Origin of the sequence: Pseudomonas sp. NPDC085632 (genome assembly GCF_044541255.1) — a bacterium.
GTDB lineage: Bacteria > Pseudomonadota > Gammaproteobacteria > Pseudomonadales > Pseudomonadaceae > Aquipseudomonas.
This window is the reverse complement of record NZ_JBITSX010000036.1, coordinates 19311-30415: the sequence shown is the minus strand read 5'-3', so window position 1 is coordinate 30415 and position 11105 is coordinate 19311. Positions and strand designations below refer to the sequence as shown.

Annotated in this window: 13 protein-coding genes; 6 read left to right on the top strand and 7 right to left on the bottom strand. The window is 59.0% G+C overall.

All coding sequences use genetic code 11. The annotated features are described in order from the left end of the window. The coding region (locus ACIF4X_RS20520) for a 1-acyl-sn-glycerol-3-phosphate acyltransferase (RefSeq protein WP_397483511.1) at positions 1 to 1057 on the top strand (1057 nt) is incomplete at its 5' end. Positions 1058 to 1147: 90 nt separating this feature from the next. Here ACIF4X_RS20520 and ACIF4X_RS20515 read toward each other — a convergent pair. Further along, the gene (locus ACIF4X_RS20515) at positions 1148 to 1426 is read right to left on the bottom strand and encodes a hypothetical protein (RefSeq protein ID WP_007912825.1); all 279 of its coding nucleotides are present in this window, start codon (positions 1424 to 1426) and stop codon (positions 1148 to 1150) included. A 193-nt stretch (positions 1427 to 1619) separates the two neighbouring features. On the opposite strand from ACIF4X_RS20515, the gene ACIF4X_RS20510 reads away from it, so the two are divergent. Then, a complete protein-coding gene (locus ACIF4X_RS20510) occupies positions 1620 to 1826 on the top strand; it encodes a hypothetical protein (protein ID WP_008083982.1) in 207 nt (68 codons plus the stop codon). Between the two features lie 240 nt (positions 1827 to 2066). Here the strand turns inward: ACIF4X_RS20510 and ACIF4X_RS20505 are convergent, their stop codons facing one another. Continuing rightward, positions 2067 to 2651, bottom strand: coding sequence for a YajG family lipoprotein (locus ACIF4X_RS20505; protein ID WP_397483510.1), 585 nt, complete (start codon positions 2649 to 2651; stop codon positions 2067 to 2069). Positions 2652 to 2855: 204 nt separating this feature from the next. Here ACIF4X_RS20505 and ACIF4X_RS20500 point away from each other — a divergent pair, with 204 nt between their 5' ends. Together ACIF4X_RS20500 and mqo are read left to right on the top strand one after the other, a co-directional pair. Beyond that, positions 2856 to 3089, top strand: coding sequence for a hypothetical protein (locus tag ACIF4X_RS20500; RefSeq protein ID WP_397483509.1), 234 nt, complete (start codon positions 2856 to 2858; stop codon positions 3087 to 3089). 709 nt (positions 3090 to 3798) lie between these two features. Further along, a complete protein-coding gene (gene mqo, locus ACIF4X_RS20495; RefSeq protein WP_397483508.1) occupies positions 3799 to 5307 on the top strand; it encodes a malate dehydrogenase (quinone) in 1509 nt (502 codons plus the stop codon). Between the two features lie 67 nt (positions 5308 to 5374). On the opposite strand, the gene ACIF4X_RS20490 is transcribed toward mqo, so the two are convergent. The 3 genes from ACIF4X_RS20490 to ACIF4X_RS20480 form a co-directional block, all read right to left on the bottom strand. Beyond that, positions 5375 to 5662, bottom strand: a complete 288-nt coding sequence (locus ACIF4X_RS20490) for a PA4642 family protein (RefSeq protein WP_283439426.1) — start codon at positions 5660 to 5662, stop codon at positions 5375 to 5377. Between the two features lie 63 nt (positions 5663 to 5725). Then, positions 5726 to 6205, bottom strand: coding sequence for a hypothetical protein (locus ACIF4X_RS20485; RefSeq protein ID WP_397483507.1), 480 nt, complete (start codon positions 6203 to 6205; stop codon positions 5726 to 5728). A gap of 135 nt (positions 6206 to 6340) precedes the next feature. Beyond that, positions 6341 to 6898: a hypoxanthine-guanine phosphoribosyltransferase gene (locus ACIF4X_RS20480; RefSeq protein WP_064387625.1), complete on the bottom strand. Its 558-nt coding sequence runs from the start codon at positions 6896 to 6898 to the stop codon at positions 6341 to 6343. 162 nt (positions 6899 to 7060) lie between these two features. Between ACIF4X_RS20480 and upp the strand changes: the two genes are divergently transcribed. Both upp and ACIF4X_RS20470 read left to right on the top strand, forming a co-directional pair. Beyond that, positions 7061 to 7699 carry a uracil phosphoribosyltransferase gene (gene upp / locus ACIF4X_RS20475; RefSeq protein ID WP_397483506.1) on the top strand — a complete coding sequence of 213 codons (639 nt, stop codon included), beginning with the start codon at positions 7061 to 7063 and terminating at the stop codon, positions 7697 to 7699. A 2-nt stretch (positions 7700 to 7701) separates the two neighbouring features. Beyond that, positions 7702 to 8976 carry a uracil-xanthine permease family protein gene (locus tag ACIF4X_RS20470; RefSeq protein ID WP_077574503.1) on the top strand — a complete coding sequence of 425 codons (1275 nt, stop codon included), beginning with the start codon at positions 7702 to 7704 and terminating at the stop codon, positions 8974 to 8976. 111 nt (positions 8977 to 9087) lie between these two features. Here ACIF4X_RS20470 and hemH read toward each other — a convergent pair whose 3' ends face one another. Together hemH and ACIF4X_RS20460 are read right to left on the bottom strand one after the other, a co-directional pair. Continuing rightward, entirely contained in the window at positions 9088 to 10113 is a 1026-nt protein-coding gene (gene hemH, locus ACIF4X_RS20465; protein ID WP_397483505.1) for a ferrochelatase, read from the bottom strand. 13 nt (positions 10114 to 10126) lie between these two features. Then, the gene (locus ACIF4X_RS20460; RefSeq protein WP_397483504.1) at positions 10127 to 11029 is read right to left on the bottom strand and encodes a TIGR01777 family oxidoreductase; all 903 of its coding nucleotides are present in this window, start codon (positions 11027 to 11029) and stop codon (positions 10127 to 10129) included. Positions 11030 to 11105 lie beyond the last annotated feature (76 nt).

Below are 11105 nucleotides of genomic sequence, written 5' to 3'. Positions count from 1 at the left end.
CTTCCCGCGTTTTGCCGGTGCCTTCGGCTGGATGCTCAAACCACTTATAGCCCATCGGCTGCGTCGTGAGTTCGCCGACGTGACCTCGGTGGCGACGTTGCAGGACAAGGTCGAGTCCTACGTCGACCACACCATCGAGCGCGCCACCGACGGCGTGACCTACACCGGTGTCGAGCAATTCAAGTCTGGCAGCGCCTATCTGTTCATCGCCAACCATCGCGATATCGTGATGGACCCGGCCTTCGTCAACTACGCCGTGTACCACGCCGGCCTGCCGACGCCGCGCATCGCGATTGGCGACAACTTGCTGCAAAAGCCGTTTGTCAGCGATCTGATGCGCTTGAACAAGAGCTTTATCGTCCACCGTTCGATCACCGGCCGTCGCGAGAAAATGGCCGCGTATCAACTGTTGTCGGCGTACATCAACCACTCGATCCGCAATGATTGCGCTTCGATCTGGATCGCGCAGGCTGAAGGTCGGGCGAAGGATGGCGATGACCGTACCGAGTCGGCGATCCTCAAGATGTTCCACATGAGCCGCAAGGACGAGCCGTTCGGCGAGGTCATCCGCTCGTTGAACGTCACCCCGGTGTCGATCAGCTACGAATACGACCCGTGCGACCAGGCCAAGGCCCGCGAGCTGTACATCCGCGCCACCACCGGCACCTACGCGAAAGCACCGGGCGAGGATGACGTGAGCATTGCCAAGGGCATCACTGGCTACAAGGGCCGGGTGCACGTGAACTTTGCCGCGCCGATCACCGAGCTGTTTGAAGACACCAAGCAACTGGCGGTCGAGATGGACAAGCAGATTCTCGGCGGTTACCGGTTGTTCCCGGTGCACTACCTGGCGTACGCACAGTGGACTGATGCTGACCCGCAGTTGAATGTGCCGAAGGCTGCCGAGGTGTTCCCGGCGGATGAACTGGCCAAGGCGCAGGAAGAATGGCAGAGCCGGCTGGATGCGTGCCCGGAAGAGCATCGTCCGTATCTGGTTCTGCAATATGCGACGCCGGTGCGTAATCAGTACCGTGTCAAGGCTGGGTTGCCGCTGTAATTCTTTAGATCAAGATCAAAAGATCGCAGCCTTCGGCAGCTCCTACAGGGGATTCGTGTAGGAGCTGCCGCAGGCTGCGATCTTTTGCTTTTAGAAGCGGGTGCTGATCCAGGAGACAATCAGGGCCAGAGCGAGGCAGGCAAAACCAAATCGATAGAAAAACCGGTTCATGCGCAAGGTCGCCCAATCCAGTATCGGCTCGGCATTCGGCTGCGCCTGACGCTGGGCGGCAATGCTGGCCATCGCGCGCTGTTCACGGCGGCGAGTGGCGTGCAGCAGCCAACTGCCGGGAAACGCCAACAACAGCGCCAGCAGGTTGATCAACTTGGCGGGATGGGCGGTAAACAGCGTCATCAAGTGCAGCGACATCACAGACCTCTATCTGAACCGGTATGGCAGACGCCAGATCGACGACCGCGGCGCGGATTCTACCCAAACCTTGCCGCCCTGCCCCAGCCTTTGCGACAAATTACCTGACAATCGACCGATGGCTGTCCTGTGTCACGGCATCGTCATGTGGATAGGCCACCCTGCGCGCCTCGAAACACACATGGAACGCGACATGCTTCACGCTGAAAACCAGGATCGTCTGTATCTCATCACGCCTTACGACGAACAACAGAGTCTCGTCGGCAGCCTCGCCTTCAATGTTCAGGATCGCCATTGGCTGGTGTATTGCGCGCTGGGCGGGCATCAGCATGCGGATTTGCCCGAGACGGATTTGCTGACGGGCGTGAGCGTGCTCGACTTTTACTCGCAGGCTGCCTGAGTCAAGAGCCCCTCACCCTAGCCCTCTCCCAGAGGGAGAGGGGACTGACCGAGTTGTTTGGTCGAGGTACATCGACCTGAAAAACTCGAGGTGAACTCCGGTTCTGAAAAGCCCCGATCGGCTCCCTTCCCCCTCGCCCCCCTGGGAGGGAGGGCTGGGGTGAGGGGGTTACGATTTCAGGTCCCACAAAAAAGCCCGGGCTCATCACTGATCCCGGGCTTTTTCACATCCGCTGAAAACTTACTCAGCCAGAACCTGACCCACCGTCGGATCCTTGAACAGACGCGTCAGCGCATCGCTCAATACATCGCTGACCAGTTTGGTGTTGGTTTCCTGGTTCGGCGCCATGCCGAAACGCTGGTCCAGCGAAGCACCGTAACGGCCGCTGTAACGACGGTTGGCGTTCTGCACGTCGGAGCGGAAGGTTGCGCCGATGGTCGCTTCAGTCACGTACATGCCTTCTTTCGGCGACTGGTATTTCAGCTCGACCAGGGTCACGGTCAGCTGTGGCGCATTCGGTGCGTTGTTGGTCGGGGTGAAGCCGAGCAGACGCACGGCGGCTTCAGCCTGAGCCTGCAACTTCGGCAGGATCTGCTCGCGCTGCACGGTGATGGCGCTGGTTTCCGGGTACAGACCGCCACGAGTACCGAGGGTTGGCGATGGACGACCGTCAACCACACGCACGACGACTGGCTGGCCACGACCGACCGCTGCCAGTTGCGTGGTCAGCTTCGGCTCCGGGCTCAGTTGTTGCGGGCTGTGGGCGCAGCCGGCCAGGGTCAAACCGGCCACAGTGATCAAACCGAACAACAGGCGTTGCAACATGCTCTTCTCTCCAGAATCAGGCACAAACAGGCCGGCAGTATAGCGGTGGGCCACTGCGAGTAACCAGCGCCCGGCAGCGAATACTGAAATGTCTGACAAACCCGTGGCAAAGCGGTTCCTGTCACAGATTATTCACTCGGCATACACGTTCACGTCACGGCGCTTTGGCAACCTTGCAATCAGTCCCCCACAAGGTACTCAACCATGCGTTATCTGATCTCGTTGTTCGCGCCACGTCCGCTGCACCGCAGCTTTGCCCTGCTCGACCGTAACGGCCACTGCCAGGCATTCAAGCAGTGCAGCCTGCAACCGATGGGCGACGGTTGGGTGGAAATCGAAGAAATCCGCCTCAACTGGTTGCACCAGCCACTGCCCGCCAACGCCCGCGTCATAGCGTCGCAGCCCCGTGCACGGGTGCAGGCGATGTTGAGCATCTGACCGGATGCCTAATAAAAGTCATTAAACACGAGCAACTGCCCGCATTTCTTCGATACAATCTCCCCCCGATTATAAGGACGTCTCCTGATCGGGCCCCGCAACAGCGTCAATGCGCATGCATCGACACCCAAAATCGCCCACAGAGAGCCGCCCACACAGATCGAGTGAAGTTGGCGCGCTTGCCTGTTCTTCCGGCAAAACCCCGCTTTTCGCGAATCTGCAGAGCTGTCATGACGCTCGGCCACCGCGTTGTTTTGCCTTTGCGGGCAAGGTGCCAGGCCTGGACAGCCCTTTTTTGAGGTTCACGTCTTCAAAAGAGCGTGAAAAAAACGGGTTTTCACAACTTCACAAGAGTGTGGCGAGCAAATGAAAAGTTTTGCGTCTGAACATGCACCATTAGCGTCTGAAACAGCCCAACGACACAGGACCGGGTATACCTCGAATATCGGAGCCTGAAGCCTGTCCGCTACGGATTTGGTTGCACAAAAACGGATGTCTCGACCATAAGTCGAATTGCCAGCTGCGTGCTGAAATGAGTTCATGGAGCTCTTGAAAGCCAAGCCGCATACATCCGTCGAAGTTGCGAAAAATTGCGAAGATTCGGACATGGCGAACCTGACCACGGATAGCCCGGACATCAATGACCTGTCCCGGAACGCCTGGCAGCCATGCCGACAATTTGGTGCTGCAGATTTTGGAGACGCGTTAAATGGCGCATAACGAAGCAGTCGACGTAGTACTGGTTGGGGCCGGCATCATGAGTGCCACCCTTGCCGTACTGCTCAAAGAGCTCGACCCCGCGATCAAGCTGGAAGTCGTCGAGCTGATGGATTCCGGTGCCGCAGAGAGTTCCAACCCTTGGAACAACGCCGGTACCGGCCACGCCGGTCTGTGCGAGCTGAACTACACGCCGCAAGCCGCCGATGGCACCGTCGACATCAAGAAAGCCGTGCACATCAACACCCAGTTCGAGGTGTCGAAGCAGTTCTGGTCGTACCTGACCAAAAAAGGCACGTTCGGCTCGTGCAAATCCTTCATCAGCCCGGTGCCGCACCTGAGTTTCGTCCAGGGCGACAGCGGCGTGTCTTTCCTCAAATCGCGCTTCGACGTGTTGAGCAAGCACCACGCCTTCGCTGACATGGAGTACACCGAAGAGAAGGCCAAGATGGCCGAGTGGATGCCGCTGATGATGCCGGGCCGCTCGCAGGACGAAGTCCTCGCCGCCACCCGCGTGATGAACGGCACTGACGTCAATTTCGGCGCCCTGACCAATCAGTTGCTCAAGCACCTGACCAGCGCTCCGGATGCCCAGGTCAAATACTGCAAGCGCGTCACCGGCCTCAAGCGTAACGGCGCTGGCTGGACCGTCAGCATCAAGGACGTCAATAACGGCAACACTCGCGAAGTCGACGCCAAGTTCGTCTTCCTCGGCGCAGGTGGCGCGGCGCTGCCGTTGCTGCAGGCGTCGGGCATCGAAGAAAGCAAAGGCTTCGGCGGCTTCCCGATCAGCGGCCAGTGGCTGCGTTGCGACAACCCGGAAGTGGTCAAACACCACCAGGCCAAGGTTTACAGCCAGGCGGCCGTAGGTTCGCCACCGATGTCGGTGCCGCACCTCGATACCCGCGTAGTCGACGGCAAGAAATCCCTGCTGTTCGGGCCATACGCCGGTTTCACCACCAAGTTCCTCAAGCACGGCTCCTTCATGGACCTGCCGCTGTCGGTTCGCGCCGGCAACATCGGGCCGATGCTGGCCGTGGCGAAAAACAACATGGACCTGACCAAGTACCTGGTCAGCGAAGTGATGCAATCGATGGAGCAGCGTCTGGATTCCCTGCGTCGTTTCTACCCAGAGGCGAAAGCCGAAGACTGGCGCCTGGAAGTGGCCGGCCAACGGGTGCAGATCATCAAGAAAGACCCGAAAAAGGGCGGCATCCTGCAGTTCGGTACCGAACTGGTTGCGGCCAAGGACGGTTCCCTCGCCGCCCTGCTCGGTGCTTCGCCAGGTGCGTCGGTGACCGTTTCGATCATGCTCGAGCTGATCGAGAAGTGCTTCCCGGCCAAAGCCAAGGGCGAGTGGGCCGGCAAACTGGCGGAAATCTTCCCGGCCCGTGAAAAGGTACTGGAAACCGATGCTGCGCTGTATCGCAAGATCAACACGCAGAACAACATCGCGCTGGAACTGGTTGAAGAAAGCAGCGAGACCCCAAGCTACGCTTGATCACGCCGCATAAAAAACGCCCCGTACTCAATGAGTGCGGGGCGTTTTTTTGTGCGAGGGAAAAGCCTCAGGTGCGGGATTTTGCGATCAGCTCGATGTATTCCGGGGCGTTGCGCTGATCGGCGATCAGCTCAACGAAAGTCTTGCCCTGCTCGTCCTTGCCATCAACGTCATAGCCCGCCTCAACGAAGAAGCCGAGGAAGCGCTCGAAGTCATCGATACGCAGGCCACGGTAAGCCTTGATCAGTTTGTGCAGTGACGGCGAAGTGGCGTCGACCGGCTCAAAATCGAGGAACAGCTTGATCTGCTCATCGCCGATCTCGTCACCAATCACTTGTTTCTTATCTTTACGCATTGCCGACTCCAGCTCGCAGACATGACACGGGGCGGGCAGTTTACCCCTGCCCGGCCGCCCGGCTCAACGCGATCGCACCGCCCCGGTGTGCAAATCGGCCCAGATGTGGCCGTTGGCGTAACTGAGGAACTGCACATACACAGTGTCATTGCGCAACAGATCGATGATCACGCGGTACTGTGCCTGTGGATAAAACAGCGTCAGGGTTTTGCTCTTGTCGTCATAAACCGGCTTTTTCAGGCTTTTGCTTTCGCCGTCGAAATTGACCAGTACCTGTGTGATGGTCGCGCCCTTGTTCAGGGATTTGCCCTTGAGGCGGATCATCAAAGGGGATGTGACAGGGATCGGCTGTTGATTGGACTGGCGTTGAGCGCCCACCACTACGGCATAGTCGGTGACTTGCATGAGTTGCTGCTGTTCGGGCTCGGCATCGCGCACGGTCAGATCGTCCGGCGGCAGGAATTGACTGTGCATCGGCGCGGCGGAAAGAGGCAGGCAGAAGATCAAGGAAAACGCGGCGAGGCTGCGGATCAAGAGGCGCATGACAGGCTCCGGGGGGCGGGGCCGAGCACTCTAGCATGGGATTAAAAGCAAAAGATCGCAGCGTTCCGCAGTTCCTACAGGGTGTACATCAATCCCATGTAGGAGCTGCCGAAGGCTGCGATCTTTTGATCTTGCTTACATGCCTTTAACGGCAAAGATCCCGTTGGCGTTGCGCCAGTAGCCTTTGTAGTCCATGCCGTAACCGAAGATATAACGGTCGATGCACGGCAGGCCGACGAAATCGGCTTTCAGGTCAGGACGCGCCTTGCGGTCGTGATCCTTGTCGATCAGCACGGCGGTGTGCACTTTGCGCGCGCCAGCGTGTTTGCAGAAGTCGATGATCGCGCCCAGGGTGTGACCTTCATCGAGGATGTCGTCGATGATCAACACGTCGCGGTCGATGAACGAGACTTCCGGCTTGGCTTTCCAGAACAGGTCGCCGCCGCTGGTTTCGTTGCGATAACGGGTTGCGTGCAGGTAGGACGCTTCCAGCGGGAAATGCAGATGGGTCAGCAGTTTGCCGGAGAAGATCAGGCCGCCGTTCATCACGCAGAACACCACAGGGTTGCTGTCAGCCAGTTGTTCGTTGATTTGTGCACCGACACGGGCGATGGCCGCCTCGACTTCAGCTTCGGTGTACAGGCAGTCAGCCTCTCGCATGATTTGACGGATATGCTCGAGATCAGCGGACATGGCGCTCTCCAGGGGTGGCGGAATTGGAAAAGCGGGCAAAGGTACGCATCCATTGAGGCCGAATCAAGCCTTTATGGACTAACGTACAGAATGTCCTATAGGACATCACCCTCGGATAGATTAATCTAGGCCGGTTTTTTTGCCCGCCGCCGGAGTTTTTCCATGCCCATCCTCGAGATCCGCCATCCGCTGATCCGTCATAAACTCGGCCTGATGCGCCGCGCCGATATCAGCACCAAGAACTTCCGTGAGCTCGCTCAGGAAGTCGGCGCCCTGTTGACCTATGAAGCTACAAAAGATTTGCCGCTGGAGTCCTACGATATTGCAGGCTGGTGCGGCACCGTGTCGGTCGAGAAGATCGCCGGCAAAAAGATCACCGTCGTGCCAATTCTGCGCGCCGGCATCGGCATGCTTGAAGGCGTGCTGAGCCTGATCCCGGGTGCCAAGGTTTCCGCTGTGGGCGTCGCCCGCAACGAAGAAACCCTGCAAGCGCACACTTATCTGGAAAAACTGGTTCCGGAAATCGACGAACGGTTGGCGATGATCATCGATCCGATGCTCGCCACCGGCAGCTCGATGGTTGCGACCATCGACCTGTTGAAAAAGGCTGGTTGCAAAGACATCCGCGCGATGGTGCTGGTTGCCGCGCCGGAAGGTATCGCAGCAGTCGGAAAAGCTCACCCGGACGTGACCATTTACACCGCGTCCATCGATGAGCGCTTGAACGAGCACGGTTACATCATTCCTGGACTTGGCGACGCCGGTGACAAGATCTTCGGCACCAAGCAGAAGGACGCGTAACCATGCAGCAAGAGTTCAACGATCCGCTCTGGCGCACGGTGCTGTCCGGCGCGCAGATGCTGTTCGTGGCTTTCGGCGCCCTGGTGCTGATGCCGCTGATCACGGGCTTGGACCCGAACGTGGCACTGTTTACCGCGGGTCTGGGGACGATTCTGTTCCAGATCGTCACCGGCCGTCAGGTGCCGGTGTTTCTCGCGTCGAGCTTCGCTTTCATCACCCCGATCATTCTCGCCAAGGGCCAGTTTGGGCTCGCCGCGACCATGGGCGGTGTGATGGCGGCCGGTTTCGTCTACACCTTTCTCGGTCTTGCCGTGAAGATCAAAGGCACCGGTTTTATCGACCGTTTGCTACCGCCGGTGGTGATTGGTCCGGTGATTATTTCCATCGGCCTGGCCATGGCGCCGATTGCCGCGAACATGGCGATGGGCAAGGCTGGCGATGGTTCTGAGCTGATCCACTATCAGACTGCGATGCTGATCTCGATGCCGGCGCTGCTGACCACGTTGATCGTGGCGGTATTCGGTAAAGGCATCTTCCGCCTGGTGCCGATCATTTCCGGCGTGCTGGTCGGTTTTGCTATGGCGTTCTACTTCGGCGTGGTCGACACGGCGAAGATTGCCGCTGCGCCATGGTTTGCGATCCCGCACTTCACCGCGCCGGAGTTCAACTGGCAGGCGATTCTGTTCATTGTTCCGGTGGCATTGGCCCCGGCGATTGAACACATCGGCGGCGTGATTGCCGTCGGCAGCGTGACCGGTCGCGACTATCTGAAGAAGCCGGGACTGCATCGCACCCTGCTCGGTGACGGCATTGCCACCACCGCCGCCGGTCTGTTCGGCGGTCCGCCAAACACCACCTACGCCGAAGTGACAGGCGCAGTGATGCTGACCAAGAACTACAACCCGAAAATCATGACCTGGGCGGCGATCTTCGCCATCAGCCTGGCATTCATCGGCAAGTTCGGCGCGCTGCTGCAGAGCATTCCGGTGCCAGTGATGGGCGGGATTCTGTGCTTGCTGTTCGGTTCGATTGCGGCGGTGGGCATGAACACCCTGATCCGTCACAAGATCGATCTGGGCGAAGCGCGCAATCTGGTGATCGTGTCGGTAACGCTGGTGTTCGGGATTGGCGGTGTGCTGGTCGGCACCGGTACCGGCCCGGACGACTTCGGCCTCAAAGGCATTGCGCTGTGCGCGGTGGTGGCGATTGCGCTGAACCTGATTCTGCCGGGCAATGATGGCTGGAAGAACAAGAAGGCGGATGAGCCGCTGATCTGAACCCTTAGATCTTCACTGCCTGACAAATAGCTTTCGCGAGCAGGCTCGCTCCCACAGTTTTGGAATGCGTTTCCCTGTGGGAGCGAGCCTGCTCGCGAAGCTTTTGGCTTTTTAAAGGGCCAGCGGCGCTCGTTCGCAGAGGGTCGCCAAAGCTTTCGCCCATTGCGGGTCGTCATTCAAGCAAGGCACCAGCACCAACTCCTCGCCCCCCGCTTCACAGAACTGTTCCTTGCCGCGATCACCAATCTCTTCCAGCGTCTCGATACAATCGGCGACAAACGCCGGGCACATCACCAGAATCTTCTTCACGCCGCTTTTCGCCAGTTCATCCAGGCGCGCTTCGGTGTACGGTTCGATCCACTTCGCCCGACCCAGACGCGACTGAAACGACACCGACCATTTGCCATCCGGCAACCCCATGCGCTCAGCAAACAACGCCGCTGTCCGCAGGCATTGCGCGCGATAACAGGTCGCCAATACTGCAGGCGAGGCGTTCTTGCAGCAGTCCTCATTCTTGAAGCAGTGATTGCCGGTCGGATCGAGTTTGGTCAGGTGCCGCTCAGGCAGACCGTGGAAGCTCAGCAGCAAGTGATCGTAATCCTGCTGCAAATGAGGTCGAGCGCCTTCAACCAATGCATCGAGGTATTCCGGCTGATCATAAAATGGCTGCAACACCGACAATTGCACGTCGAGTTTCTTCTGGCGAATCACCCGTTTTGCTTCCTCGATCACTGTGGTCGTGGTGCTGTCGGCGAACTGCGGATACAGCGGCGCCAGCGTGATGCGCTTGTGCCCCGCCGCCGCCAGTTTGAGCAGGCAGGTTTCAATCGACGGCTCACCGTAACGCATGGCCAGCTCTACCGGGCCATGCGCCCATTGCCGGGTCATTTGCTGCTGCAGGCGACGACTGAGCACCACCAGCGGCGAACCCTCCTCCCACCAGATCGACGCATAGGCGTGGGCCGATTGTTCCGGGCGCTTGACCAGGATCAGCGACACCAGCAAACGCCGCACCGGCCACGGCAGGTCGATCACGTACGGGTCCATCAGGAATTGGTTGAGGTAGCTGCGTACATCGGCCACTGAGGTTGAGGCCGGGGAACCCAGGTTGACCAGAAGCAAGGCGTGATCGGTCATGCAACGTCCTATTTCAGAGGCGGCTGGAGAGATCATCCAGAGCCGCACGTAAATCCGTGAACTGGAAAGTGAAACCCGCTTCCAGCAAGCGTGCCGGCATAGCCTTCTGGCCGCCGAGCAACAACAAAGACATTTCGCCGAGGCCGACCTTCAGCGCCAGCGTCGGCATCGGCATGAACGCCGGGCGGTGTAAAACGCTGCCCAGCGTCTTGGCAAATTCGCGATTGCGCACCGGTTTCGGCGCGCACGCATTATAAGGACCACTGGCCTGATCGCGGTGCAGAAGAAAATCAATCAGGGCGATTTGATCGTTGATGTGAATCCACGGCATCCACTGCCGGCCATTGCCCAAAGGCCCGCCCAACCCGAGTTTGAACGGCAGCAGCAACCGCGACAAAAAGCCGCCCTCGGCCGACAGCACCAGCCCGGTTCGCACCAGCACCACGCGGATACCCAAAGCCTCGGCCCGCAACGCGGTTTCTTCCCAGGCAATGCACAACTGACTGGCGAAATCGTCGATCACCGGCGGCGATTCCTCCGTCAGCTCGCGCTCACCGCCATCGCCATACCAGCCGATCGCCGAACCGGAAATCAACAATGCCGGTCTCTGCGTGCGGGTCTCAAGCCACGCCAACAGCGTTTCCGTCAGCGTGATGCGGCTGCTCCACAGCAACGCTTTGCGTCGATGTGTCCACGGCCGATCGGCAATTGGTGCGCCAGCCAGATTGATGATCGCGTCCACGGGCTCCTCGCCGAGATCTTCCAGACGCGCAATGCCACGCACCTGCGCGCCACAGATTTTCGCGACCTTCTCCGGTTTGCGACTCCACACCGTGAGGCGATGGTCCTGCCCTGACCAGTGTTGGCAGAGCTGACGTCCGATCAAACCAGTACCGCCGGTCAGCAATATGTGCATGACATCTTCCTCGCGTGGCGTTTAACCCGGATCACTAGTCTATTTTTATAAGCAGGGATCTTTTCTATCGGGCAGG

Bases quoted from the DNA above. Each gene is read 5' to 3' on its own strand.
- ACIF4X_RS20515 (WP_007912825.1), bottom strand. From the start codon at position 1,426: ATGTCGCTGCACTTGATGACGCTGTTTACCGCCCATCCCGCCAAGTTG.
- ACIF4X_RS20510 (WP_008083982.1), top strand. From the start codon at position 1,620: ATGCTTCACGCTGAAAACCAGGATCGTCTGTATCTCATCACGCCTTAC.
- ACIF4X_RS20505 (WP_397483510.1), bottom strand. From the start codon at position 2,651: ATGTTGCAACGCCTGTTGTTCGGTTTGATCACTGTGGCCGGTTTGACC.
- ACIF4X_RS20500 (WP_397483509.1), top strand. From the start codon at position 2,856: ATGCGTTATCTGATCTCGTTGTTCGCGCCACGTCCGCTGCACCGCAGC.
- mqo (WP_397483508.1), top strand. From the start codon at position 3,799: ATGGCGCATAACGAAGCAGTCGACGTAGTACTGGTTGGGGCCGGCATC.
- ACIF4X_RS20490 (WP_283439426.1), bottom strand. From the start codon at position 5,662: ATGCGTAAAGATAAGAAACAAGTGATTGGTGACGAGATCGGCGATGAG.
- ACIF4X_RS20485 (WP_397483507.1), bottom strand. From the start codon at position 6,205: ATGCGCCTCTTGATCCGCAGCCTCGCCGCGTTTTCCTTGATCTTCTGC.
- ACIF4X_RS20480 (WP_064387625.1), bottom strand. From the start codon at position 6,898: ATGTCCGCTGATCTCGAGCATATCCGTCAAATCATGCGAGAGGCTGAC.
- upp (WP_397483506.1), top strand. From the start codon at position 7,061: ATGCCCATCCTCGAGATCCGCCATCCGCTGATCCGTCATAAACTCGGC.
- ACIF4X_RS20470 (WP_077574503.1), top strand. From the start codon at position 7,702: ATGCAGCAAGAGTTCAACGATCCGCTCTGGCGCACGGTGCTGTCCGGC.
- hemH (WP_397483505.1), bottom strand. From the start codon at position 10,113: ATGACCGATCACGCCTTGCTTCTGGTCAACCTGGGTTCCCCGGCCTCA.
- ACIF4X_RS20460 (WP_397483504.1), bottom strand. From the start codon at position 11,029: ATGCACATATTGCTGACCGGCGGTACTGGTTTGATCGGACGTCAGCTC.